Origin of the sequence: Pseudanabaena sp. BC1403 (assembly GCF_002914585.1) — a bacterium.
GTDB lineage: Bacteria > Cyanobacteriota > Cyanobacteriia > Pseudanabaenales > Pseudanabaenaceae > Pseudanabaena.
In genome coordinates this window covers 1-21,746 of record NZ_PDDM01000034.1, presented here as the reverse complement: position 1 = coordinate 21,746, position 21,746 = coordinate 1, and the positions used below count along the sequence as shown (strand labels likewise).

The following is a 21,746-nucleotide window of genomic DNA, read 5'->3' as shown; positions in this document are numbered from 1 at the left end:
GCTTTAGGTTGCACCCGTGATAATGCCTGCCAAAATGTCACCCATCGTCACCGTCACTACCAGAATCAATGGTGTCCTTGCCATTTGCTGCCAGTCATCATCATTTCTGGCTGATTGAATCACCTTTACAAGTCCAATCCCCAGATAGATTACAAACAAGGCTCGCAACACATTGAAAATCAAAGCAACAAGTCCTGTATCGATGCCAGGAATTGCACCCGTCATCCATGTCTGGGTTTTGTTAAAAAACTGGGCTTGGGCTGGCTCAACAGTAAAAATCAACAGCAAGCCGATCAGGAAGCCAATTACTATGCCCAGTAATAAAACGGGACTGTACTTGTAATGCCGAATCATTTGCTCGAATTTGCCATACAGCATCAGCAATACTTTCGGGAATGCTAAGAGTAAACCAATTAAGGCAAGTAGCGCCGTTAGATACATCCCTTTAGAGTAGGTAAAGGTGATAACGATTCCCACAATCGCAGCAGTCAATGCGGCTAACTGAGGATCTTGGATCTTGTCGAGGAATTTACGGCGATGAGGACTATAGGTTACTCTCATCGGATTAATTGAATCGGTTTTCATTGTTGCTATCTAGCTAAAATTGGAGATGTGATAACCAAAAGGCATAGGTCGCAATGCGATCTCATCACCTTTGAGCTTCAGTTCTTGGAAAGCATTTTTATCGATAGTTCAGTTCTAGTCAATAGCCAAACTCTATACGCACAGTCAATTTAGACTGTATTTGAAACATTATGATCGCCTCCGCCGATCTGCTAAAGCATCATTTAAGCCACCTTGCAGATATTGCTTCCGCAATCGCCAGAGACGGGTTCTTTTAACCCTCAAAACCTTCATTACTTCTGAGATATCCACACCGTCATGCAGGGCTAGTAATACCTGTGCGCGGTTGATCGTTGACGCATGACTATGACCTTTTAGGCATAGGGTTACACATTGACGATAATCGGCTGTGGTGAGCGTGATTTTTAGTCTTTCCATGTTTCAAATAACGTTTTGTAAAGTGACACTTTTTCCAGTTAGTCCCAAGGTGTGCAGGTCGATCTTTTAATGCTTTGTACTGCTAATCATTGATTTGTCCGACAATTATTTGTTAATTTCTTTGACTGAAATGTTTCATGTAATTATATCTTTCGAGAATGGATAAATTATTCTCAAGAATGTTTAAGAGCATTCTGTCAATCTCTAACTTCGATTACTTGACCTCTTTAGTAACTTCTATCAGCATAATCTTCTCAATTAAGTTCTGGGAATATTTCAAAGGGAAGATTCAGGATATCTTCTAGCTTTTGTTGAAGAATAAACTGATTAGCCATCGATCGGTAAGCGCTACATAGACAATTGGATCTATTGGTCAATAATGCTTATGGTGGTGTGCGATCGCTAATCTCGTCTAGTGGTAAACCCTTCTGGGAAGCAGATATAAATCTTTGGGATGCTTGCAATCAAGTCGGTTTGCGAAATCACCATGTGGCAAGTCATTTTGCAGCGAAGATGACGACCAAACGCAAGCAAGGTTTGATCGTGACGATTTCTTCTTGGGGTGGTTTAGCTCCTATCTTTGGTGTTGCCTATGGTACTAGTAAATCAGCTTGCGATCGCCTTGCGGCGGATATGGCTGTCGAACTCAAGCCATTTAATATTGCTTCGATTTCACTTTGGCCGGGGATTGTTGGCACTGAACAGTTTCATCAGTTGGCGGATGAAAACCATGAGGGTAATCTTGGTGTAGCCGCGATCTCTGACAAGTTTAATTGGGAGACTCCTTTATTTGTCGGTAGGGTAATTGCGTCACTTTGTAACGATCCAGACCTGATGATGTGAACTGGCAAGGTTCAGATTGTGGCGGAATTAGCAGCGCGTTATGGAATAGTTGATTAATATGAGTATCGTCCTGTTTCTTTACGCTCTCTTAGGTTTTTATTGGCGCAAGCTTTCTCGACTCTTAAAAGTATAGCTACGTTCGTTCCCGATCTGCGAGCGCCTTGGTGGATTCTCTTGTTAACTGTTCTCAAATCTCCCAAAATTTGATGATGGTTGTAGTTGCTACTTGATTCTTTAATCCATGATGATTTTGCTATAAATCTGCTATAAATAGAAAGATTTCTCAAAACATTTAGATAATGTTCAAGGTTTCTTTCTGTCTAATTTTTAGGCGGAAAGCAATTTTTAATAGTCAACAGAAAAAATAAATTCTATAAACTAACAATGGCTCATTTTTCCCTCACAAAAACATATTGGCTGGTTGGATTCGGTAAAATACCCACAAAAAATGCTATTTGGCACGATCAAGACTTATTTGCTACATTCGGTTCTCCATCTTCTATGGCCTTTAGTGCATCTAAAAGATTCGTAATTGTGGGAGAGATAACAAAAGGACTTAATCTCAATGATATTGTCCAAATGTGGGAGAAAGATGGTCGTGAATGTTTAAGAAACATTTACAGCTTTTTTGCTTTTGTTATTTGGGACTGTGAGAAACATCAGCTACATTTGTGCAGAGATGGAGTGGGTGGCAAGACTCTGTATTACACAACCGACCATTCATCATGGTGGATAGCCCCTTGCTTGCAGTCTTTACGCCCCTATCATCAAGCAGAAATAGACCCCATTGCTCTCAGAGATTATCTATGTTGTGCTTTTGTTCCAGGAGAACGCACAATGTGGAAAGGAGTAAAAGAATTGTCTTCTGGAAATGTTTTAACTCTGCCTCAAGAAGAAACAAACGTCTTTTGGAGAATAGAAGATAAGAGTGAGTCAGAAATAGAAGATATGGGTTACTATGCCGATCGCTTACGCAACCTATTGTTACAAGTTGTTCGAGAAAACTTGCCTGAACATGAAAAAGTAGGGGTATTTTTGTCGGGCGGGCTAGACTCCAGTGCCGTAGCCGCGTTGAGTGCCAAGATTCATCAACAGGAAGTTATTGCCTATTCTATTCACTTTGGGAAGGACTTGCCCAACGAGTTAGAGTTTTCTAGTTTGGTAGCCCAACATTGCGGTTTAGAACATCAACTTTTAGAAATTTCCTTTAGGGATATGTGGAAGTTTTTACCAGAAGCAATGGCGCTTTTAGACGATCCGATCGGCGATCCTTTAACAGTTCCTAATTTACTATTGGCAAAATTAGCAAAGCAATCAGTTTCGATCATTCTCAATGGCGAAGGCGGTGATCCTTGTTTTGGTGGTCCCAAGAATCAACCGATGCTACTTAATCAAGTGTATGGAGGAAATTTAAACACAAGTTATTTGCGTTCATTTCAAAAATGTGCAGATGATTTACCCCAACTGCTCAAACCAGAGATTTGGGAATTAGTTAAAGATCAGCCATTCTTTTTTGAATCCGATCTAAATTCAGACATGGATTTTTTGCAGAAATTATTTATGATCAATATTAAATTTAAGGGCGCAGATCATATTCTGACTAAGGTTAATAATTTATTAGGAGCAGTTGAAATAGAAGGGCGATCGCCTCTATTTGACCCGCGAATCGTAGATTTAAGTTTGAGTATGCCCATCAACTGTAAGGTGTCTGGGGCGATCGAAAAATCGGTCTTAAAACAAGCGATGATTGATTTTTTACCGACAGAAATTATTCATCGCCCCAAGAGTGGCATGATGGTTCCTGTGCAGTTAGGGTTTCAAAAGTATTGGAACAAGCAAGCTAAGGATTTATTACTATCAAAAAATGCGGCGATCGCACCCTATTTACAGACAGAAACCATTCGATCTTGGTTAAACTATCAAGGCGATCCTTGGAAGCGCTATGGGGTTAAATTATGGCTGTTAGTAAGTCTGGAACTATGGATACAACAACACCGATAGTTAGCCAAAGTTTTCAACACCATAGAAACTATCACCACCCAAAATAATTAAATCACTATCATTACCTTCGATCGCCCCTGATTGTTCTCCTAGATATAAGCAACGGCTGAGAGTTTGGAGAATGCGTTGGGGAGAGAAAAATTCTAAAAGCACATAATTTCCAGCATCAAACCATTTTAATTCTTCAGTGGTTAAATTGTCGCGAATTTCTGATTCTAACCCCAAAGACACCCTAATTGATTGCTCACTACTTTGAGTAACAACCGATCGCTTGGCAGATAAAATCTGTCGAGGGGAAATCCCCACATCCATTATTGCAGTTGTTTGTCCGCCAAACCATTGGGAGTTGTATTTGACCATATTAAGAGTCCGAATGCCATCTGGACTGCAATCATGTAACACAAAAACTTTCAAATCAGGATTACGCCTTGCCATGATCATTATTGTTTCAAAAATACTAGAAGGATAATGATTTATACTTACAATTCCACTGTTATATTCAAAGTGAAAATTATTAGACAGTAACATCTGGGCAATATTGTCGCTCTGACAGATAATCAACCGATCAAAGCTGTAATTGGTAACATCGACTCCTGGTAAATTAGGAACAGAAAAATTATTCTCATTGGTATCCAATAGTAATTTTGGAGGCGCTCCGTGGGCAGATATCCATTTTTCTAGTAATGAGTCAAACATTTGAGGTGTTATTGGTGGAGTGGCTTCCATTGTGTTAGGAATCCTGCGAGCTTGCCAAACGCCTAAACCGACTGCGCTAGCTCCTAAGATGAAGAAAATTCCAACCCCTAGCAACTGTTGCAAAAAAAGACTTACAGTGGCAGCATTAAGTAAGATAACTCCCAAAGCTTGGAGTGACCTAGCCCTTGTCAGTCGTTCGCGGCGAAAATATTTAAGATCTTGACTAATAAGCCACAATCGCACAAACCACCAGATAGAGTTCACAGTAGAAATAATTAATGCTGATTTGATAAAAGCTTCATTAAACGACAATGTAAGTCGTGAATCTGATACAAGAGCTGGAGTTATAATCACTACTAGGAAAGCCGAAAAGCCAACAGATGTAAAATAAGCACGAAGCCAGTCACGGACAGAACTGTTTTTTCGTCGTGGCAGAGCATGGAATAACTGCCCTTTTGTGAAAAACAAAGTATCGTTAGCAGATATATTATTTAAAATCTTTTGGAAACTAGGATCAGTAAATCGACAATCGCTTGGCATTGATGTTGGTTCAAAAGCAAAGCGAGTGCCACACTTTTGACATTTACCTTGATTGTTTGTCCTGTCTCTTAAATTGCTGTCTGTACCGCAGTTAATGCATTTCATAGATTTATTTCATTGATATTTGCTTTGATAGTAAAACGCTGTAGTCTTCTCTTTCTCGAATTAAGTAATGATCGCTTCCTTTAATTAATACTTCGGCGGGCTTAGGACGATGGAGAAAATGGGAAGACATGGCATATCCATAAGCACCAACATCAAGAATGGCTAAGGTATCTCCCCTTTGTAAAGGCGGTAAGTTTATATTTCTGCCTAAATAGTCGCCAGAATAAGTGGTATTGCCGCAAACATCTGTGATTACTTGTTTGTCATTTTCTTGGAGGGCAATGATTTGGCGGTAGTCACCATAAACATTGGGGGCTGTGAGATTAGCGATCGTGGTATCAACGCCGACAATTTGTTTTTCTCCTTGATATTTGACAGCTACAACCGTGGTCATCAGAATTCCACATTCGGCAATCACATTTCGACCTGGTTCTAAAATTAGGTGAATGCTAGTACCTTCAAGTTTTTGAGATATTGCCTGCCCAAACTCCGTCCATTCAAAAGCCGCCTTACCATGACGATAGGGATAACCAAAGCCACCGCCAAAATCTAAATATTGCCAATGGGGAAGAGTCTTTCCTAAAGTTAAAAGCCGATCAATCGTGACGGTAAAAGCCTTGGTAACATTAGTGCCTGTGCCGCGATAGAAATGGAGTCCCTGAATTTGGCGACCGAATCGTTCGGCGATCGCTACTGCGATCGCAAATTCCTGTGGTTGAACGCCAATGCGACTTTCTGCGGTTAAACTTGGGTCATTCAGGCGCAGTCCTAAACGCAGATCAGGAATGGTTAAACTCATTTCACAAAGCTGCTCTAGTTGACAGAGGCTGTCGAGGTTGAAGGTACTTACGCCCCAATCTAAGACTTGGGCAATGTCTTGCCGACTAAGGTTACTGCCACTATAGATAATTTGATCAGGCGAAAATCCCGCGTTTAGTCCCAAATAAATATCGCCAGGAGTGTTGGCATGTATCCCCCATCCACTCTTTTGGGCGATCTGAAGTAATGAAATATTGCCGTTGGTAACACTAGCAAAGCAGTAGGTGGTAAGGGGATAACCTACCTGCTGGGGAATCGCTTGAAGATTTTGCCAAAAGCGATCACCGTCATATACATACAATGGTGAGCCATAGGTTGCCAGCAGTTTCAGCAAAAGAGCATTTTCTATCATAGATTTTCCCGATATAAATTCATTCGTTCCCAAAACCAATAGGGCAGATGGAATGGATGCCCCCAGCTATAGTCCTTAATCGGGACACCCATTTGGCTTTGCCAGAACTGCCATTGCAGCAAAAGCCAGAGAATTTCCCCTATCCTTCGTTTCCGAAGGCTCCCGCTAAGTTGCCCAAAAACAATGCTACTAGCCAAATCAGACCGCCATATTCCCTCGGTTTCCAGTAAGCCTGGATTAAGCCACTTACCTAAGTCATGCCATAGCGGTTCTAAACACCACTGGGTTAAGGGAACTCCCATGCCCCGTTTCGGTCGCCAAACTATTTCAGCAGGGAGCCAAGGTTCGACCGCCCGTTTCATAATGTATTTCTCGCAAGCCCCTTGCAAAAAGAGGCTACTATCTACCCCAAATGTCCATTGGGCTAAATCTTCGTCACAAAACGGCGATCGCAGTCGCAATCCCAAAGCCAAAGCCATATTAGTAGCGCGGGGATGGATATTCTGCGCTCCCTTAAGCATCAGTGTTGCCCTGCGTAATCGGGAGAGGAGAGAACCTGAACCATCTAGGGCGGACTCAAGGCTATCGACTGGTTGCCAATCTTTCACCATCTGCCAAAATATAGAACTAAAAACCCGTTCTTCGTAGCCCCATAATCGATGGAATGTTTGAAGATATTGTTCAGCAAAAGTAATCGGGCTTGTTTGATAGAGACTTGCCGCAATTAGGGGTTTGTTCGTCCAGCCACCAAATAACTGATCTCCTCCTTCGCCATTGAATAATAGGTCACAGTCTTGAAGAGCAGTTTGATAAAGCAGCCAAAAAGGTACACTCACGCCATCACCAAAGGGTAAGTCTAAGGCTTTGGCAACTTCTAAAAGCGATCGTTTTACTTTTTGAGGCGAACAATCGACTTTAATCAGGGGAATTTGCAGATAATTTGCCACTTGCTCGGCGTAGGGTACTTCGGAGATGCCATATCCACCAAAATCTAGGGTGTAGGCTCTTACTTTTAAACCCGATCGGCTTAGTAATGCTGCCACGATCGCAGAGTCTAACCCTCCCGAAAGTAAAACCCCCACAGTCTCGTTAGTTAAATCAGATACTTGGTTAAATACCGCCAGTTCTAATAAAGTTCGTAACTCTTTTACTGCCGTCGCCTCATCATTTAATAGAGTTTCTTTCTCTTGCCAATGGCTGAGTGTAAGGCAAGGTCTTTTTGTAGGGACTATTTGTCCTTGTTCCCAAGTTTGTATCCCACCTGAGGCGATCGCGTGAATGGATTTGATAGGCGTTAGAGGTGTGGTTACATAGGAAAAGCAAGCGTAACTGTAAACCGCTATAGGATCAATTTCCCGCTTAACCAAGGGCAGTAACCATCTAAATCGGGTAGCAAACCATAATCCCTGCTCGGTCTGACACCAGTAAAGTGAGACTCTGCCAAAAGCCTGCCTCCCCAGAGTGATAGTTGTTGGCTCTGCATTTGCCCAAGCATCTCCGATATCAGTTCCACTATCAGTCAGAATCCCTTTACCAGCATCAATAGCAATGCGGTCTACTGTAACTTTTTGCCAAGATTCGTCAGGATTAGCATTGATCAGTATGTCTAAGTCTGCACCCCATGAGCCAACAAAGCCCAAGCCTGCAATCCCCACCTCCATTACTTCACCTCAAACGTAGCCGTAGATAAAGGACGATCATTGATCAGCATTGTGACCTGCCACTTCCCAAGCACAGCACCAGAATCAAGTTTATATTTGCATTGCGTATTCCAGATGGCGGTAGTAATTTGCTTGGTTTGGTAACGATTTTGATGCGCCGTAAGACCTTGGGGATTGATCCAATTACAGCCCATAGATAGAGTCTGCCCAATTGGAGCATTTTCTAAAATTACACTATAGGCAATTTCATTCGGAGGAGAAACCACTTGAATGCTCTTATCTTTACTTACAGCGAGGGTAATTTTTCCGCTTTGACTTTTTACTTGCTCTAAGACTTGACTTTGCTGTTGTTGCCAAAAGAAAGTTCCTATAACCGCTACAGTTAAGATTAATATGGCTCCACCGACAACTATAAAATTAAGGCGATTTTGTTCTGCTTGGACTTGTTTTCGTTTAACTTGCAGCAGAGCTTCTTCTAGTAATTCAGAGGGCAGATTCATTTCCTGCAAAATCTCTCTAGCTTGGTCAATGGTCACAGAACCACCACCCTGATCAGAAATCTTTTGTATTTCTGCAATTACCTGATTAAACTGTTCTTGAGTTATATTTTCAGGCATGATATAAACCCAAATTTTGTCTCAATCTTATCATGCAAAGTTATTCATTCATCTATGTAAATAGGTGAAGTCGGCTAACTCAAAAAACTGAGATCCTTATAGCTAGCAGGGGAAATTTCTGGGTGAAATCAAGTTTTACCTGATTCCCCACATTAGTAAAAGCGTTAATTACCCAATCGAAACCATGAATCAAGTAGCAGACATAGTAGTAATAGGCAGTGGTATTGGTGGGCTATGCTGTGCAGGGCTGCTGGCAAAATATGGACTCAAAGTCATTGTTTGTGAAAGCCATAGCATTGCAGGGGGAGCCGCCCATAGCTTTACTCGTCAAGGCTATACATTTGATTCAGGTCCATCGCTATTTTCAGGAATGTCTGCACTACCTTCCACCAATCCTTTAGCCCATGTGCTTGATGCTTTAGAAGAGAAAATTGATTGGCTAACCTACGACGGATGGGGATGTGCCATGCCCGAAGGTCAATTCTTTGCCGCCGTTGGGAACGACTCATTTAGCGAAATCTTAACCAACCTGAGAACCAAGCAGGCAGTTCAAGAATGGCAAAAATTACAAACAGTGATGTTGCCGCTAGGGAGAGCCGCTACCGCCTTACCACCGATCGCTCTACGGAATGACTGGCAGGTAGCTCTATCCGCAGGTAAGTACTTCTGGAAGATGCTGAGAGAACTACCGCAACTTCCAATGCTGACCCAGCCCTTTTCCAAGATCCTAGAAGCAGAAGTTAGCGACCCATTTGTCTTGAACTGGATGAACTTGCTCTGCTTCATGCTGTCAGGACTACCCGCCAATGGTACACTCACCGCCGAAATTGCCTTTATGTTTGCCGATTGGTATCGCCCTGATGTCCAACTTGACTATCCCAAAGGTGGAGTCGGAGTCGTTGTCGATGCGTTAGTAATGGGAATGCAAAAGCATGGAGGAGAATTACGGCTCAATACCCATGTGCAAGAAATTATCCTCAATGGGGAAAATGCTACAGGCGTGAGGTTAGCTAACGGCGAGACAATTCATGCGAAGCGAGCCGTAGTTTCAGGAACATCGATTTGGGATACCTTGAAATTATTACCGCTATCAGAGCGATCGCCTAAAAAACTGCACCAATTACATAAAGAGCGGCAAGACATCCCCGCTTGTCCTAGCTTTATGCATTTACATCTAGGCATAGAAGCATCGGATTTACCCAAAGATTTGCCCTGTCACTGGTTAGTTGTAAACGATTGGGAAGTCGGAGTGGCAGCCCCACAAAATGTTGTTGCCGTATCCATGCCTTCGGTCTTAGACCCATCCCTCTCGCCCATAGGCAAGCATACAATTCATGCTTATACGCCTGCAACGGAACCCTTTGAGTTATGGTCAGGCTTAGATCGTAAATCTGAGGCTTATGAACAATTAAAACAAGAACGGGCTGAAATTCTATGGCAAGGGATAGAGCGTTATATTCCCGATATAAGAACTCGCTGCGAAGTTACTTTGATTGGAACACCCCTAACCCATGCAAGATTCCTGAGAAGAGATCGCGGCAGTTATGGGCCAGCGATCGCGGCAGGACAGGGGATATTTCCAAATGCTAATACTCCCTTATCAAATTTGTATTGTTGTGGTGATTCCACTTTCCCTGGTATCGGCTTGCCTGCGGTTGCCGCCAGTGGCGAGATTCTGGCTAATTCTCTGGCTTCGCTGAAGCAGCAGCAAAATATGTTGAACGAAATCTTTTAAGCTCAATTCCCTCTAAGCAGTGGCTCAAAGAGAATTGAGCTTAAAAGATTTAAAAGCCACAGCTTAACTTTGCATACAGCGCTAAGCGTTGACGGGCTATGATTTCTTTTCCAACGTGCCGCCCGACATCCAAAAGCAGATTGAATCAAAGAAAGGTTGTTAGGTTTCAATTACCGTTGTTTTTAAGCCGATTAGATCTGGTCCGATCGCACCAACGATATAAACATCAATTTCGACTGCGCCAACTTTAAAAACTTGGACATTTTCTAATGTAGCGATCGCAGCTTGGAGATCGCGAAACCTTTGGGCGATCGCTCGATCTTCATCTTCAAACCAATCTTCATCGGTGACAACGGGCGCAAAGAAATCATCTAGGGCGATCGCTTCGATTGGCGTGTCTGAAGGTTTTTGCGATCGCGTGAGGATGGTTTCAGGTTTAAGGGTTGCAGATTTCCAAGTGAACGGTTCTAGGGGATATTCGGATTCGCTTGGGAATAGCAAATCTTTGGATAGGGTCGAGAGGCGATCGGTGGTTTCTTTGGTGGTCATGGGTAAAGCCTAAATTTGTTTGATATGACCATACTGCGATACAGAGAATGTAGTTCAACGCTGAAGAAAAGCCCTGATGATACAAAATACCCGAATCGTTGTTATACCCATACAAGCTTCTAGTGCTTTGCGCTGTATCTATTCGTCAGTAGGATTAATCGGAACGTTAGTTTGATTTAATTCTGCGAACTCTTGGGAGTATAGCTGCGACAGAAACTCATAATTTATATTTTTACCTACACCTGTTGCGCTAATTGCTGGTGGATACATCATTTCATAGACAACGGGTAAAATAATTCCAGCAGCTAATGCTACAGCACCTAAAATAGTGAGATTCTTAAATAGACAAATTCCCATAATCGCAACTCCAGACAGTGGCACTAAATATTGCCAAATCTGTTTCCAGAAGTGATACCTTTTCAAACCTTTCTAACATTGATGACATACTTCTGGTTTGAGGGTAATTCTTCCATTAATACCGATCCTACTGATATCGAGAATAGCATCCACAGCATCTTCGGCTAATCCTTGCGGTGGGTTAGCAATTACGATGTTCAACTCTGCGATCGCATCGGGATTAGGGGATTCACAAACAACGCAACGGTGAGGAAATTTGACACTTTGAAAAAACGGAAGAGCGATGTCGTAGGTCATGATTAGAGTTACTCATGCAAATATAACTTGATATCGGTAATCAGGTAAGACAATAGGCAAGCATTAGTATCGTAAACTATTAGACTTCAAAGTCGGGTACGACAATGATCGATTGCTGTTATAAAGTGCGATCGCCACTGGATCGGATAGCGTGAATTGGATCGACTGCTGTTACAAAATGCGATCGCATAATGGATTTTATGTGCAATAAAGCTAAGATTTTCACATCTGATATAAAACAGTGAATCACGATGAATCTACAAGAATCTAATGCCCAACTTGTGATCAAAAGATACCAAAAAAATGAAAAACCATTTGCTCATTGTTTAATCTGTAGCACCGCCCCCTTAAATGCTGAAAGTCATTACCGCAATGATCTTTCTTCAAAAGTCTCCCTAGATTCTTCATATCCGATAGCTGTTATCAAACGTGTTCTACGAGATTTTATTAAAGCAAAATGGGGAGAATCAGGTAAGGATGTCCTTAACAAAATTAGTATTGTTCTGGATATTCACGGTTTTAACGTTCCATTCAAAAGTCTTGAAGAAAATACTTTTGAGCCTTTAGCAAAGAAATTTGAGGCTGATGTAGCTAAAAAAAATATCGAAGATTTTGAAGATTTCGTACTTTTCATCAACTTTTCTTGGTCCTCAGAACCGATTATCAAATCAAAATGTATCGAGTGGCTCGAGCCAATTCAAGCAATGCCTCTGATGCTGTGGATATTTCTTATTACAGGAATATCCACAGCATTTTTTTGGTCAAATCCACTGTCATCATTAGCTTTAATCCTAGTGGGGATGGTGGTTTGTTTGATTTTTCTTCGTTTGGCTGTCTATTTTCGAGATCGAGATCGCGCTGCTAACTACGGCGTGTTTGATGCTGTTGAGCTAGTCCGATGGATTCAAGTCATATTAAAAGAAATTATTTTAGAAGAAAACATTAATAATAATGAGCATCTAGAGTTGTATGGAAGAGCTAATCTAAGCTTTATCGCTCATAGTGTTGGTTGTTTTGTGGCAACCCACACTATTCGTGTTCTCTCTGATGTTTTTGATAAATCTGCGATTGAACGTTGGAAAAAAAATTCACCTGATGGCCCTTTTGGGGAAAATCCTAAACCTACAGAAAACATAGAGAAAGACGAAGAGATTCAAAATCTTGGAGACTTCTTTAGCCTAAAAACACTGGTTATTGCCTCGCCTGATATTCCTATTTGGGCAATTACAACGGGGCGCTCCAACTTTCTTCAAAGTTGTCTACGACGTTTCAAGGAAGTTTATCTATTCACCAACGATGCAGATATGATACTTCGTCTAGCGTCTACAGCAGCAAACTTTTTCATGTTCCCTTCTAATTCTCGCGTTGGCGGCTATCGACTTGGTAATCTTACAATTACTCAAGAGCGAAAATATGGTGTATCGAATTTAAGCAATGATGCCCTTGGTGTCCGTTCATTAATCCATTTCATCTCACTTAAAGAGAAACCTTTCTATTGTGAAACAGACGTAAATAAGTCATTCACAATTTTTGACTGTACTGATTACAAAGATAAATTTGTTGATAACAAGTCCTATCCTTCTTCTAAACGGCTATTGAGTGCATTTACAGCAAACAATTCCTTCACAGCTTTTTTTAATTACATTTTAACGGCGATCAGACATTTCTCTGGCATCTGTAGAGTTGACTCTCATGGTGGCTACTTTAAAGGAAAGTTTTGCCTAGATTTGATTTATTCGCTAGCTCTGTATGGAAAGAAAGCTGATCAGAATAAATGTAACGAAAAATGGAAACAGGAACTTAAAGATCATCAGATGGCGTGGATTGAAGCCAATGATAGTAGGGATTGTAATACAACAAAGAAATAACTAACTAATCCGTAACAAAAGCAACATTTGTATTTTTGCACCCCAGTCTGTTGAAAGCGTTACGAGATGCGATCGCGTCAGGATGATTTCTGATGTAAGAGTTGCCGATTCCCAAGGAAGCAGTTCTAGGGGATATTCGGATTCACAGGGAAATAATAAATCTGGCTCTATAGGTGTTTCGGGAAGGTCAAACATCATAAATGGCTCAATGCTTTTCATGACGGGTATTTCAAATATCGAACACCTCCGACGTTAAAACCATTGTGCATCAACCATTTAAGCCACTTAAACTAAAGCACCTCCCCGAAACACCTATAGAGCCAAAATTTATAAAAGAGGGTCATTTTTATAAATCATCAATGTTGACTATCGGCATCGCATTTAGTTGTACTCTCCAGGAATATCAGTTTTTCTAACAGTAACCCTGTCAACTTTCTTCCCTGACATTCTCAATAATTCATCACCTGAAAATTCAAAACCAAGCTTTAGTGCTATTCGCGCAACATCATCTGCGGTTGATGCTGCGACCACCTCATTTTTCAGTTCAGGTTCAGACTGCATTTTCTTTAAAAATGCTTCGATTTGCTCAAAAGCCATATTTAAATTCCTATTCTCGCTAGCTACTCGTATAAAAAAACAGCAGTATATTCTCTAAGACTATCAGCACAAGGGATCGACCGAGCAGGTTGAGGCGATTTTTGACGGGGCGATTGGACTAATGTTTGCCAGAATTGAAACTCTAGAAAATACTCGCAGCGAGGCAACATCACCCGCAAATTTTACCCAAGTGCTTACTTCAGAGAGCGAAGCAAGTAGCGCCCCTGATGTCACAGAAAGCATCGTAGAAACTGAACCATTGCTAATCATCGAGGAGATCGAGGATATCGCAGCTCCTACGATTGAAAATACTTTACCTGACGAGACTTTGAGCGATGCGATCTCAGCGATTGCAAATCCAATACTTTCCCGTACCGAAGCACTAGCGATCGCTCAAAACTTTGGATTCATCGGCAAAGGACAAAATCTCTATGATTGGAGCAAAGCCTCTCTCACTTCTAAATCTGATGAGAGCAAAAAAGCCAATAGTGAGAAGTTAGCCGCCGTCGGCTTGGTAGCTGCTTTCACTCCTGAGAATAAGCCCGCATGGAAAATTAAAACCCTTTCATAACTACAACTAATCACGCGATGTGCAACTATTTTTGAGCTATTGCTCTGAGGTTGTTTGGGCTACCGAAAATTCAAACGACTCATTAGTACAGTACGAGAAATCAAGGCTTTCAAACTTTTAGTTGCACATCACGTACTAATCTTTATTTTAGATAGTATGGTTTCCTTATTTATTAAGGGTTTTAGTTTTATGTAGGATCAGATACTTCGCGTCAACTACACGACATTATTCTGTCGCGACACGACAAAACCATTGACATTTAATACCATACTCTTCTACTCCAGATTGTTGTCGAGGGATACTAGCAATTGTCGTAGTATCGCTATGAAAGATTCCCTTTCATCAGCATTAGCAAACTGACTGAGTAAATCCTGTTCACTTTTCAATAATTTCGGAATTACTACATCAGCCAATTGAACTCCTTTAGAGGTCAATTGTACGATTACACTGCGGCGATCGCTAGGATCTCGCAGGCGCATGACAATGCCATCCTGTTCTAAGCGATCGATGCGGTTAGTCGTTGCCCCTGACGAGAGCATGAGCAAACTATACAAGTCGGTAGGCTTGAGTTGATAGGGCTTTCCCTGCCGCCTTAGAGTTGTGACCACATCAAACGACCAAACACTCAACCCATATTCCGCCAGAACCATTTCGCGATGTTTTTCGAGCAGACGGGCTATCCTTAGCACTCGCCCAACTATGCCCAGTGGAGAAGTGTCTAATTGAGGCAATTCCCATCGCCATTGCTCACAAATAAGATCAATTTTATCTTGTTCCATAGCGGGCATTATATCTTGATGTCGAGATAGTTGACAATTATCTCTACATCATTTATCTTGATGTAGAGATAAATGATGTCAAGATAATTTTAGTTGTTAGCGATCGCAAGTCGATCCGCAGTGCATCGATCCTTAATCCATCACTCAGTTTTCAGAACAAGGCTTCTATCTATTGCCAATCCCATATTCACCCTTGTTTTGCCATGACATCTCTTCCTTTGAAACACCTACAGTCGATCGCATCGCGATATCAAATCTATTTGTATTTACTACTCGCGCTCTTGAGTGGTGCACTGCTGCCCATTCAAGCCAGTTTCAATGCCCAATTAGCCCGATCGCTAAATTCTGTTCCCTTAGCCGCAGACATCTCCTATATCGTCGGCACATTGGTTTTAGTGGTACTAATTGCGACGCAAAAGTTCGGGCATCCTGATTGGTCGGCGATCGCCAAAGCCCCGAAATGGAGTCTGATCGGTGGAATACTGGGGACTTGGTATATCTGTTCGAGTACTTACTTCACTTCAGTTTTAGGTACTACTCTGACCTTGGGATTGGTGGTCGGAGGACAGTCCCTCGCAGGTATTATCGTCGATCATTACGGTTGGTTGGACTTGCCCAAACATCGACTCACGCGCAATCGTCGCTTTGCGATCGGTTTATTAATCGTCGCTATCTTCTTTCTCGCGCAATCTTAATAGATAGAAATAACAGCGCAAAACGTTGTCATTTCTATCTTCAAAAAAAATGATTTAGATAAAAATTATGAATATGCTCATTGCTTTGATTGGTGCGGGTTCAGGTGGTAGTTTTTTAGCGATCGGTGCAGCTGCAAATACGCGATTGCGAAAGACTTTGCAATCTTCGATTGGAGCAGCAGCAATTAATTTTGTAGTGGGTTCGCTGACTCTGACTCTCCTAATTCTATTGGGAATCTTTGGTTCTCAAAATCTGGATCGACTGCCTCAAGTTCCTTGGTGGGCTTTTTTAAGCGGCTTACTCGGGGCTATCTATGTGACTTTAAACACGATCATCATTCCCAAATTAGGACTAACGACAACGGCTTTAGCTGTGGTGTGTAGCCAGATGACTGGTTCTCTGTTGATCGATCAATGGGGCTGGTTTGGAGTGACACCGCATCCCATTAGCCCTGCGAGAATTGTGGCGATCGCGTTGTTATTAATTGCCGTGACACTGACTCAATTTGATCGAGATGATCGTAGACATACCCTATGATTTCTCCTAAAATCTCACCACCCCTTTGGATAGGAATAGCAATTTCCTTTTATGCTTTCATTGCTATTGCCATTGCAGAAGCAGGTTTAGGAGTTTTACTTCCTTCCATTTTACGGGAATATAATCTTAATCCAGCGACAATCACACTTCTATTTGTCAGTCAGATTAGCGGCTATATTCTTGCCGCCTTGACCAGTAGCGTTGTCAGTAGCCGCCTGGGATTAGGAAAGATGCTTTTCTTCGCAGCTAGTATGCTGACAATGGCGCTAGGCATCAAGGTATGTAATCAGGATAAGTGTTTTTCAGTGCCCCCGACTCCTGAAACCTTTACCTAGCAAAAGTTCTAGAAGTAGCCATTTTCTACGCAAATTACACTTAAGGAAGCACGTAGAATCAGGCATTTCCAGCTTTTGCGGCACTAAATTACAACTATCCTGATTGCGCCTCTAGATCATCTAATTTGGCAGCGCATGACGAGATGGGATAGATACAGGGTACGTGTAAAAACCTGCAAGATCGGTCTTAAACGCGCATTCTATCGTTTGTTTTTTTGGGCGAAAAAACAGAAAATCATATTTTTGGAATGTACTCCTTGTATAGCTTTAAAGGTCATCTTGCAGGTTTTTACACGTATCCTGTATCTACCCCAATAAGCATTGACTTAGAAGAATGGGGAAATTGTTTTACAAATATCAGCAGGAATATATAAGTACAAGTCTCCTAATTCCCAAAAATATAAAGATGTTAGGATTCGAGGGTTCCTATTGTCTTAAAGTTGGTTTCTGTCTATTTATTACTTGATCCCCAAACTCCACTTGTCACAGACTGTATCTTTTCGGCTCGATCGCAAATAACTTCACAGCAAGAAAATTCGCTCAAACAGTTCGCAAACGTTCAATGTCCTTTATTGGTGGCGCACCGAACATACGAGAATACTCGCGGTTAAATTGTGATGGACTCTCGTAACCTACTTGATAAGCAGCATTTGCCGCATCGGAGTTTTCGGCAAGCATGAGGCGACGTGCTTCCAATAGTCTTAGTTGCTTTTGATATTGAAGGGGACTCATGGATGTAACTTCTTTGAAATGATAATGGAAAGATGAAGGAGACATACTGACCCGATCAGCAAGATTCTCAACTCGCATCGGTTGAGCAAAATCAGTCTTAAGCAATTGAATAACTTCAGCGATGCGCTGCATATTGCTACCCGACGTAGCAATCTGGCGCACAGACTCGCCTTGTTCGCCCATCAAAAGCCGATAATAGATTTCGCGGATAATCATCGGAGCCAAAATGGGAATATCTTGGGGCGTATCCAAAAGCTTTGTCAATCGCAGCGCGCAGTCGAGTAGTGGAGCATCAGCATTACTCACAAACAAGCCTCTCACCGATTTTACTTTTTTGCTTATATTTAGACTGGTTTGGGAAGTAATAATATCGCAAAGCTGGAGTGGATCTAAATTTAGCTTAAATCCTAAATAGGGCTTTTCTGGAGTCGCCTCTACCACAAATCCACTTATTGGCAAATCAACCGAAACCACAAGGTATTGACCCGCACCATAACGATAGGTTTCTTCCCCCAGCAAAGCTTCTTTTTTGCCCTGAAGCAGGATAGCAAAAATTGGATTGGAAACTCCACGGAGCGCGGAGGGAGCGGAAGATTGTCGCTGAAATTCTAGTAAATCGATCGCTGTTCTATGAAAACCGTTTCCTATTCCTTCGGTGTGACGTGCTACTAAGGTCGCTAGTTCTTGGCATTGATTTGCAATCTTCTGTGGGATCTGTGCCGTCGCATTTAAATTTATTTTGTGGTTAATGATTTCAATCACCATATTGTTTGCTCGACTAACATAATCATCTCCTTTTAAGCATTATAGAGTATGCATATAATCTTGACTTAGAGGATTAGGCAATAAAGCGCGAGGTCTATGTATTTTGGATTTTTGCATTTACCCATACAGTCAATGCATCCAAATAAATTAGATAGAGAATGAAGCGATGACACAGCACAGACCAAAAATCGCATTGGTAACTGGAGCAAGCCGAGGGCTGGGCAAAAATACCGCTTTAAACCTTGCTAAAAAAGGTGTAGATGTAATTGTGACTTATCACAATGGCAAAGAAGAAGCCAATAGAGTTGTTGCGGAGATCGAATTGATTGGTGCAAAAGCCATCGTCCTGCAATTGGATACTTCCAATATTAAATCCTTTAATGGATTTGCTGAAGAAGTGAAGCGATCTCTCCAAGAAAACTGGCAGACCGAGCATTTCGATTTTCTTGTCAACAATGCTGGTGTTGGAGTTTATGCCTCTTTTTCAGATACGACCGAAGATGATTTTGATCGCTTGATGAATATTCACTTCAAGGGTGTTTTCTTCCTCACCCAAAAACTACTTCCGCTGATCGAGGATGGCGGGCGGATCGTGAATATTTCGTCTGGGCTTGCCCGTTTTACCTACCCAGGTTATGCCGCCTATGCCAGCATGAAGGGTGCGATCGAGGTTTTGACTCGCTATATGGCTAAAGAATTAGGCTCCAGACAAATTACCGTAAATGTGGTGGCTCCAGGTGCGATCGAAACTGATTTTGGTGGTGGTACGGTACGGGACAATCTAGATCTGAACAATTTGATTGCTTCCCAAACTGCCTTGGGTCGTGTTGGTCTTCCTGATGATATTGGTGGTGCGATCGCAGCTTTACTGTCCGAAGAAAGTAGATGGATTAATGGGCAGAGAATCGAAGTCTCTGGCGGTCAGTCTCTGTAATCTCTGTAAGTGATGTTACGTGGAAAGAAAAATGCACCACATCCCCCAACCCCTTCTCCTTGCAAGGAGAAGGGGAGCCAGAGCTTTTTCTTGTTCCCCTCTCCTTTGCAAGGAGAGGGGCTAGGGGTGAGGTTTTAGAAACTTCCACGTAACATCAGTCTGTAATTCAAATTAATCTCAACAGTAGGGAAAAAACATGCTAAACGTAAAAGACAAAGTTGTAATTATCACTGGAGCCAGTAGCGGAATTGGTGAAGCGACTGCTAGATTGCTTGCTAAAAATGGTGCGAAAGTCATTCTAGGTGCGCGTCGAATTGATCGCCTAGAAGCGATTGTTAAGGACATTCACGCGGAAGGTGGAATTGCTGAATGCCAAACGCTAGATGTAACACAACGAAAGCAACTAGAAGCGATCGCAAAATTTGCAAAAGACAAGTTTGGTCACGTTGATGTCCTGATTAACAATGCAGGAGTCATGCCACTATCCACCCTCGATCAACTCAATGTGGAAGAATGGGATCGGATGATTGATGTCAATATCAAGGGTGTTTTGTATGGGATCGCTGCAATACTTCCTGTTATGAAAGAGCAAAAGTTTGGACAGATTATTAATCTCTCTTCCATTGCTGGACACACTGTCTACCCCACGTCAGCAGTTTATTGTGCAACCAAATTTGCCGTTGGTGCAATCTCTGAAGGTTTGAGACAAGAAGTTGGCGGCGATATTCGGGTGACGGTGATTTCACCTGGTGTCACTAAGTCTGAGTTAGCCGACACAATCAGCGATGAAGCTGCTAGAAAGGGAATCCAAGAATTCCGCAAACTCTGCATTCCATCTGAGGCGATCGCACGCTCGATTCAGTTTGCTATCTCCCAACCTGATGATGTGGATGTGAGCGAAATGATCGTTAGACCAACCGCAAGTCCTTACTAAGACGAACACGATGTTCTATCTCAAGATTGTCCAAGAGACGAGTTATGCCACTTCCATCGTTCTTATTTTAGTCAGGAAAGAACCTAAATGAGCATCAATACCTACCGCACCCTCGGTCGATCTGGACTAATTGTGAGTCCACTTGCCCTCGGCACTATGACCTTCGGCACTCAGCGATGGGGTTCGCCCGATGAGGTTTCTGAATCCATCTTCCACACCTACGTCGAGGCGGGTGGGAACTTCATCGATACCGCCGATGTGTATGCAAATGGTCGTAGTGAAGAACTAATCGGTGGCTATATTGCTGATCGCGATTTGCGCGATCGCCTTGTGCTTGCAACCAAGTGCGGTTTTCACAGCGGCGAGCTAGGCAACCCAAATGCTGGTGGTAATGGTCGTAAGAACATTCACCGTGCGCTGGAGCAATCGCTGCGTCGTCTCAATACCGACTATATCGACCTCTACTGGATGCACGTCTGGGATATGGTCACACCAGTCGAAGAGGTATTGCAGTCACTTGGAGACCTAGTAAGCGCTGGCAAGATTCGTTACTTCGGTTTCTCGGACATTCCTGCTTGGTATGCCGCCAAAGCCGCTACCCTAGCGGCAGTGAACAATCTTTCCCATCCGATCGCCATGCAACTGGCATATTCCCTAGTCGAGCGTAATATCGAGCGCGAACATCTACCCGCCGCTCGTGAATGCGGTCTTGGTATCTGCGCTTGGAGTCCGATTGCCGCTGGTTTCCTCACGGGTAAGTATCAGCGCGAAGGCGCAGTGGCAAGCGGTGAAGGTCGGCTGATTGGCTCCAATCCTTTTGGGAATATGATGTTTACCGATCGCAACTGGCGCATTCTCGATACTCTGAGAACGGTAGCGGTGCAGATTGAGCGTCCCTTAGCGCAGGTCGCCCTCGCTTGGGTTTCGGCAAAAGCGGAGATTACCTCACCGATATTGGGAGTCAGCAAGCTGGAGCAGTTGCACGATAACTTGTCTTCCCTAGAAATCCGCCTCACTGGAGAACAACTTCAAACATTGAATGAAAGTACTGCGATCGATCTAGGATTCCCTTACAGCATTTTTACTCAGGAGATAAACCGCAATATCTTCGGCGGCACGAACGTTCAAGGCTGGTAATAGCGACTTAATAAAAAAGGAGGTTTGTTCTTAATTTGCATAACTAGAAAAGGATTTCAGACCATCACTTTTAAGCGATATGGTCCAGAGCAAGATACGTGTAATTCCGTGGCACTAAATTACACGTATCCTGATTACATCCCTTATTGACTACTCAGGTAAAACGTTTCGACTTTCTGATGTTGAGACCTATGCACTACTTAGGAATGAAAAATAAATAACTTATGCATTTCAGTTATTTTGAGGAATGGCTCTATAATTCCATTTAGGAAGATATTCATCAAAAA

At 42.4% G+C, this 21,746-nt stretch carries 23 protein-coding genes and 1 pseudogene; 11 read left to right on the top strand and 13 right to left on the bottom strand.

Features of this window, described 5'->3' with window-relative positions:
• Nucleotides 1–3 precede the first annotated feature (3 nt).
• Nucleotides 4–585: a hypothetical protein gene (locus CQ839_RS21900; protein ID WP_103670427.1), complete on the bottom strand. Its 582-nt coding sequence runs from the start codon at nucleotides 583–585 to the stop codon at nucleotides 4–6.
• 168 nt (nucleotides 586–753) lie between these two features.
• Entirely contained in the window at nucleotides 754–1,002 is a 249-nt protein-coding gene (locus CQ839_RS21895) for a helix-turn-helix domain-containing protein (protein ID WP_103670426.1), read from the bottom strand.
• Between the two features lie 360 nt (nucleotides 1,003–1,362).
• Between CQ839_RS21895 and CQ839_RS21890 the strand changes: the two genes are divergently transcribed.
• Both CQ839_RS21890 and CQ839_RS21885 read left to right on the top strand, forming a co-directional pair.
• Entirely contained in the window at nucleotides 1,363–1,845 is a 483-nt protein-coding gene (locus tag CQ839_RS21890; protein ID WP_258040835.1) for an SDR family NAD(P)-dependent oxidoreductase, read from the top strand.
• A 534-nt stretch (nucleotides 1,846–2,379) separates the two neighbouring features.
• The gene (locus CQ839_RS21885; RefSeq protein ID WP_219817833.1) at nucleotides 2,380–3,846 is read left to right on the top strand and encodes an asparagine synthetase B; all 1,467 of its coding nucleotides are present in this window, start codon (nucleotides 2,380–2,382) and stop codon (nucleotides 3,844–3,846) included.
• On the opposite strand, the gene CQ839_RS21880 is transcribed toward CQ839_RS21885, so the two are convergent.
• From CQ839_RS21880 to CQ839_RS21865, 4 genes are read right to left on the bottom strand one after another with little or no spacing between them, the layout of a single operon-like run.
• Entirely contained in the window at nucleotides 3,847–5,187 is a 1,341-nt protein-coding gene (locus tag CQ839_RS21880; protein ID WP_103670424.1) for a hypothetical protein, read from the bottom strand.
• Nucleotides 5,188–5,191: 4 nt separating this feature from the next.
• Complete coding sequence (locus CQ839_RS21875) at nucleotides 5,192–6,358, bottom strand: decarboxylase (protein WP_103670423.1); 1,167 nt, start codon at nucleotides 6,356–6,358, stop codon at nucleotides 5,192–5,194.
• Complete coding sequence (locus tag CQ839_RS21870; protein ID WP_103670422.1) at nucleotides 6,355–8,019, bottom strand: asparagine synthetase B; 1,665 nt, start codon at nucleotides 8,017–8,019, stop codon at nucleotides 6,355–6,357. Before CQ839_RS21870 ends, CQ839_RS21875 begins: the two co-directional genes overlap by 4 nt.
• Nucleotides 8,019–8,636, bottom strand: coding sequence for a DUF3859 domain-containing protein (locus tag CQ839_RS21865; RefSeq protein WP_103670421.1), 618 nt, complete (start codon nucleotides 8,634–8,636; stop codon nucleotides 8,019–8,021). The genes CQ839_RS21870 and CQ839_RS21865 overlap by 1 nt, the downstream gene beginning before the upstream one ends.
• A gap of 184 nt (nucleotides 8,637–8,820) precedes the next feature.
• Here CQ839_RS21865 and CQ839_RS21860 point away from each other — a divergent pair, with 184 nt between their 5' ends.
• Nucleotides 8,821–10,371, top strand: coding sequence for an NAD(P)/FAD-dependent oxidoreductase (locus CQ839_RS21860; protein ID WP_103670420.1), 1,551 nt, complete (start codon nucleotides 8,821–8,823; stop codon nucleotides 10,369–10,371).
• Nucleotides 10,372–10,530: 159 nt separating this feature from the next.
• Here CQ839_RS21860 and CQ839_RS21855 read toward each other — a convergent pair whose 3' ends face one another.
• From CQ839_RS21855 to CQ839_RS21845, 3 genes are all read right to left on the bottom strand, one after another.
• On the bottom strand, nucleotides 10,531–10,920 hold the full coding sequence (locus tag CQ839_RS21855) for a nuclease A inhibitor family protein (protein WP_103670419.1): 390 nt from the start codon (nucleotides 10,918–10,920) through the stop codon (nucleotides 10,531–10,533).
• A gap of 138 nt (nucleotides 10,921–11,058) precedes the next feature.
• Nucleotides 11,059–11,343 carry a hypothetical protein gene (locus CQ839_RS21850; RefSeq protein ID WP_146048786.1) on the bottom strand — a complete coding sequence of 95 codons (285 nt, stop codon included), beginning with the start codon at nucleotides 11,341–11,343 and terminating at the stop codon, nucleotides 11,059–11,061.
• 6 nt (nucleotides 11,344–11,349) lie between these two features.
• Nucleotides 11,350–11,574 carry a hypothetical protein gene (locus tag CQ839_RS21845; RefSeq protein ID WP_103670417.1) on the bottom strand — a complete coding sequence of 75 codons (225 nt, stop codon included), beginning with the start codon at nucleotides 11,572–11,574 and terminating at the stop codon, nucleotides 11,350–11,352.
• A 251-nt stretch (nucleotides 11,575–11,825) separates the two neighbouring features.
• Between CQ839_RS21845 and CQ839_RS21840 the strand changes: the two genes are divergently transcribed.
• A complete protein-coding gene (locus CQ839_RS21840; RefSeq protein WP_103670416.1) occupies nucleotides 11,826–13,442 on the top strand; it encodes a hypothetical protein in 1,617 nt (538 codons plus the stop codon).
• Here the strand turns inward: CQ839_RS21840 and CQ839_RS21835 are convergent, their stop codons facing one another.
• Nucleotides 13,443–13,661, bottom strand: coding sequence for a hypothetical protein (locus tag CQ839_RS21835; RefSeq protein ID WP_103670415.1), 219 nt, complete (start codon nucleotides 13,659–13,661; stop codon nucleotides 13,443–13,445).
• A 162-nt stretch (nucleotides 13,662–13,823) separates the two neighbouring features.
• Nucleotides 13,824–14,039, bottom strand: coding sequence for a Nif11-like leader peptide family natural product precursor (locus tag CQ839_RS21830; protein ID WP_103670414.1), 216 nt, complete (start codon nucleotides 14,037–14,039; stop codon nucleotides 13,824–13,826).
• Between the two features lie 121 nt (nucleotides 14,040–14,160).
• Here CQ839_RS21830 and CQ839_RS21825 point away from each other — a divergent pair, with 121 nt between their 5' ends.
• Entirely contained in the window at nucleotides 14,161–14,610 is a 450-nt protein-coding gene (locus tag CQ839_RS21825) for a hypothetical protein (protein ID WP_103670413.1), read from the top strand.
• A gap of 275 nt (nucleotides 14,611–14,885) precedes the next feature.
• Here CQ839_RS21825 and CQ839_RS21820 read toward each other — a convergent pair whose 3' ends face one another.
• The gene (locus CQ839_RS21820) at nucleotides 14,886–15,389 is read right to left on the bottom strand and encodes a MarR family winged helix-turn-helix transcriptional regulator (protein WP_103670444.1); all 504 of its coding nucleotides are present in this window, start codon (nucleotides 15,387–15,389) and stop codon (nucleotides 14,886–14,888) included.
• A 203-nt stretch (nucleotides 15,390–15,592) separates the two neighbouring features.
• Here CQ839_RS21820 and CQ839_RS21815 point away from each other — a divergent pair, with 203 nt between their 5' ends.
• The 3 genes and pseudogenes from CQ839_RS21815 to CQ839_RS21805 form a co-directional block, all read left to right on the top strand.
• Entirely contained in the window at nucleotides 15,593–16,084 is a 492-nt protein-coding gene (locus tag CQ839_RS21815) for a DMT family transporter (RefSeq protein WP_103670412.1), read from the top strand.
• Nucleotides 16,085–16,151: 67 nt separating this feature from the next.
• Nucleotides 16,152–16,622, top strand: a complete 471-nt coding sequence (locus CQ839_RS21810; RefSeq protein WP_103670411.1) for a DMT family transporter — start codon at nucleotides 16,152–16,154, stop codon at nucleotides 16,620–16,622.
• Nucleotides 16,619–16,891 (top strand): annotated as a pseudogene (locus CQ839_RS21805) (MFS transporter); the annotation flags it as partial. The gene CQ839_RS21810 and the pseudogene CQ839_RS21805, both read left to right, overlap by 4 nt.
• A 606-nt stretch (nucleotides 16,892–17,497) precedes the next feature.
• Here CQ839_RS21805 and CQ839_RS21800 read toward each other — a convergent pair.
• Nucleotides 17,498–18,454 carry an AraC family transcriptional regulator gene (locus CQ839_RS21800; RefSeq protein ID WP_103670410.1) on the bottom strand — a complete coding sequence of 319 codons (957 nt, stop codon included), beginning with the start codon at nucleotides 18,452–18,454 and terminating at the stop codon, nucleotides 17,498–17,500.
• Between the two features lie 166 nt (nucleotides 18,455–18,620).
• Between CQ839_RS21800 and CQ839_RS21795 the strand changes: the two genes are divergently transcribed.
• The 3 genes from CQ839_RS21795 to CQ839_RS21785 all read left to right on the top strand — a co-directional run bounded on the left by CQ839_RS21795 (nucleotide 18,621) and on the right by CQ839_RS21785 (nucleotide 21,459).
• Nucleotides 18,621–19,388, top strand: a complete 768-nt coding sequence (locus CQ839_RS21795; protein ID WP_103670409.1) for an SDR family NAD(P)-dependent oxidoreductase — start codon at nucleotides 18,621–18,623, stop codon at nucleotides 19,386–19,388.
• 196 nt (nucleotides 19,389–19,584) lie between these two features.
• Nucleotides 19,585–20,322: an SDR family oxidoreductase gene (locus CQ839_RS21790; protein WP_103670408.1), complete on the top strand. Its 738-nt coding sequence runs from the start codon at nucleotides 19,585–19,587 to the stop codon at nucleotides 20,320–20,322.
• Nucleotides 20,323–20,409: 87 nt separating this feature from the next.
• Nucleotides 20,410–21,459, top strand: coding sequence for an aldo/keto reductase (locus CQ839_RS21785; RefSeq protein ID WP_103670407.1), 1,050 nt, complete (start codon nucleotides 20,410–20,412; stop codon nucleotides 21,457–21,459).
• Nucleotides 21,460–21,746: the final 287 nt, after the last annotated feature.

Bases quoted from the DNA above. Each gene is read 5' to 3' on its own strand.
- CQ839_RS21865 (WP_103670421.1), bottom strand. From the start codon at position 8,636: ATGCCTGAAAATATAACTCAAGAACAGTTTAATCAGGTAATTGCAGAA.
- CQ839_RS21815 (WP_103670412.1), top strand. From the start codon at position 15,593: ATGACATCTCTTCCTTTGAAACACCTACAGTCGATCGCATCGCGATAT.
- CQ839_RS21860 (WP_103670420.1), top strand. From the start codon at position 8,821: ATGAATCAAGTAGCAGACATAGTAGTAATAGGCAGTGGTATTGGTGGG.
- CQ839_RS21790 (WP_103670408.1), top strand. From the start codon at position 19,585: ATGCTAAACGTAAAAGACAAAGTTGTAATTATCACTGGAGCCAGTAGC.
- CQ839_RS21825 (WP_103670413.1), top strand. From the start codon at position 14,161: ATGTTTGCCAGAATTGAAACTCTAGAAAATACTCGCAGCGAGGCAACA.
- CQ839_RS21880 (WP_103670424.1), bottom strand. From the start codon at position 5,187: ATGAAATGCATTAACTGCGGTACAGACAGCAATTTAAGAGACAGGACA.
- CQ839_RS21820 (WP_103670444.1), bottom strand. From the start codon at position 15,389: ATGGAACAAGATAAAATTGATCTTATTTGTGAGCAATGGCGATGGGAA.
- CQ839_RS21895 (WP_103670426.1), bottom strand. From the start codon at position 1,002: ATGGAAAGACTAAAAATCACGCTCACCACAGCCGATTATCGTCAATGT.
- CQ839_RS21900 (WP_103670427.1), bottom strand. From the start codon at position 585: ATGAAAACCGATTCAATTAATCCGATGAGAGTAACCTATAGTCCTCAT.
- CQ839_RS21845 (WP_103670417.1), bottom strand. From the start codon at position 11,574: ATGACCTACGACATCGCTCTTCCGTTTTTTCAAAGTGTCAAATTTCCT.
- CQ839_RS21835 (WP_103670415.1), bottom strand. From the start codon at position 13,661: ATGAAAAGCATTGAGCCATTTATGATGTTTGACCTTCCCGAAACACCT.
- CQ839_RS21840 (WP_103670416.1), top strand. From the start codon at position 11,826: ATGAATCTACAAGAATCTAATGCCCAACTTGTGATCAAAAGATACCAA.
- CQ839_RS21870 (WP_103670422.1), bottom strand. From the start codon at position 8,019: ATGGAGGTGGGGATTGCAGGCTTGGGCTTTGTTGGCTCATGGGGTGCA.
- CQ839_RS21785 (WP_103670407.1), top strand. From the start codon at position 20,410: ATGAGCATCAATACCTACCGCACCCTCGGTCGATCTGGACTAATTGTG.
- CQ839_RS21855 (WP_103670419.1), bottom strand. From the start codon at position 10,920: ATGACCACCAAAGAAACCACCGATCGCCTCTCGACCCTATCCAAAGAT.
- CQ839_RS21830 (WP_103670414.1), bottom strand. From the start codon at position 14,039: ATGGCTTTTGAGCAAATCGAAGCATTTTTAAAGAAAATGCAGTCTGAA.
- CQ839_RS21875 (WP_103670423.1), bottom strand. From the start codon at position 6,358: ATGATAGAAAATGCTCTTTTGCTGAAACTGCTGGCAACCTATGGCTCA.
- CQ839_RS21800 (WP_103670410.1), bottom strand. From the start codon at position 18,454: ATGGTGATTGAAATCATTAACCACAAAATAAATTTAAATGCGACGGCA.
- CQ839_RS21795 (WP_103670409.1), top strand. From the start codon at position 18,621: ATGACACAGCACAGACCAAAAATCGCATTGGTAACTGGAGCAAGCCGA.
- CQ839_RS21810 (WP_103670411.1), top strand. From the start codon at position 16,152: ATGAATATGCTCATTGCTTTGATTGGTGCGGGTTCAGGTGGTAGTTTT.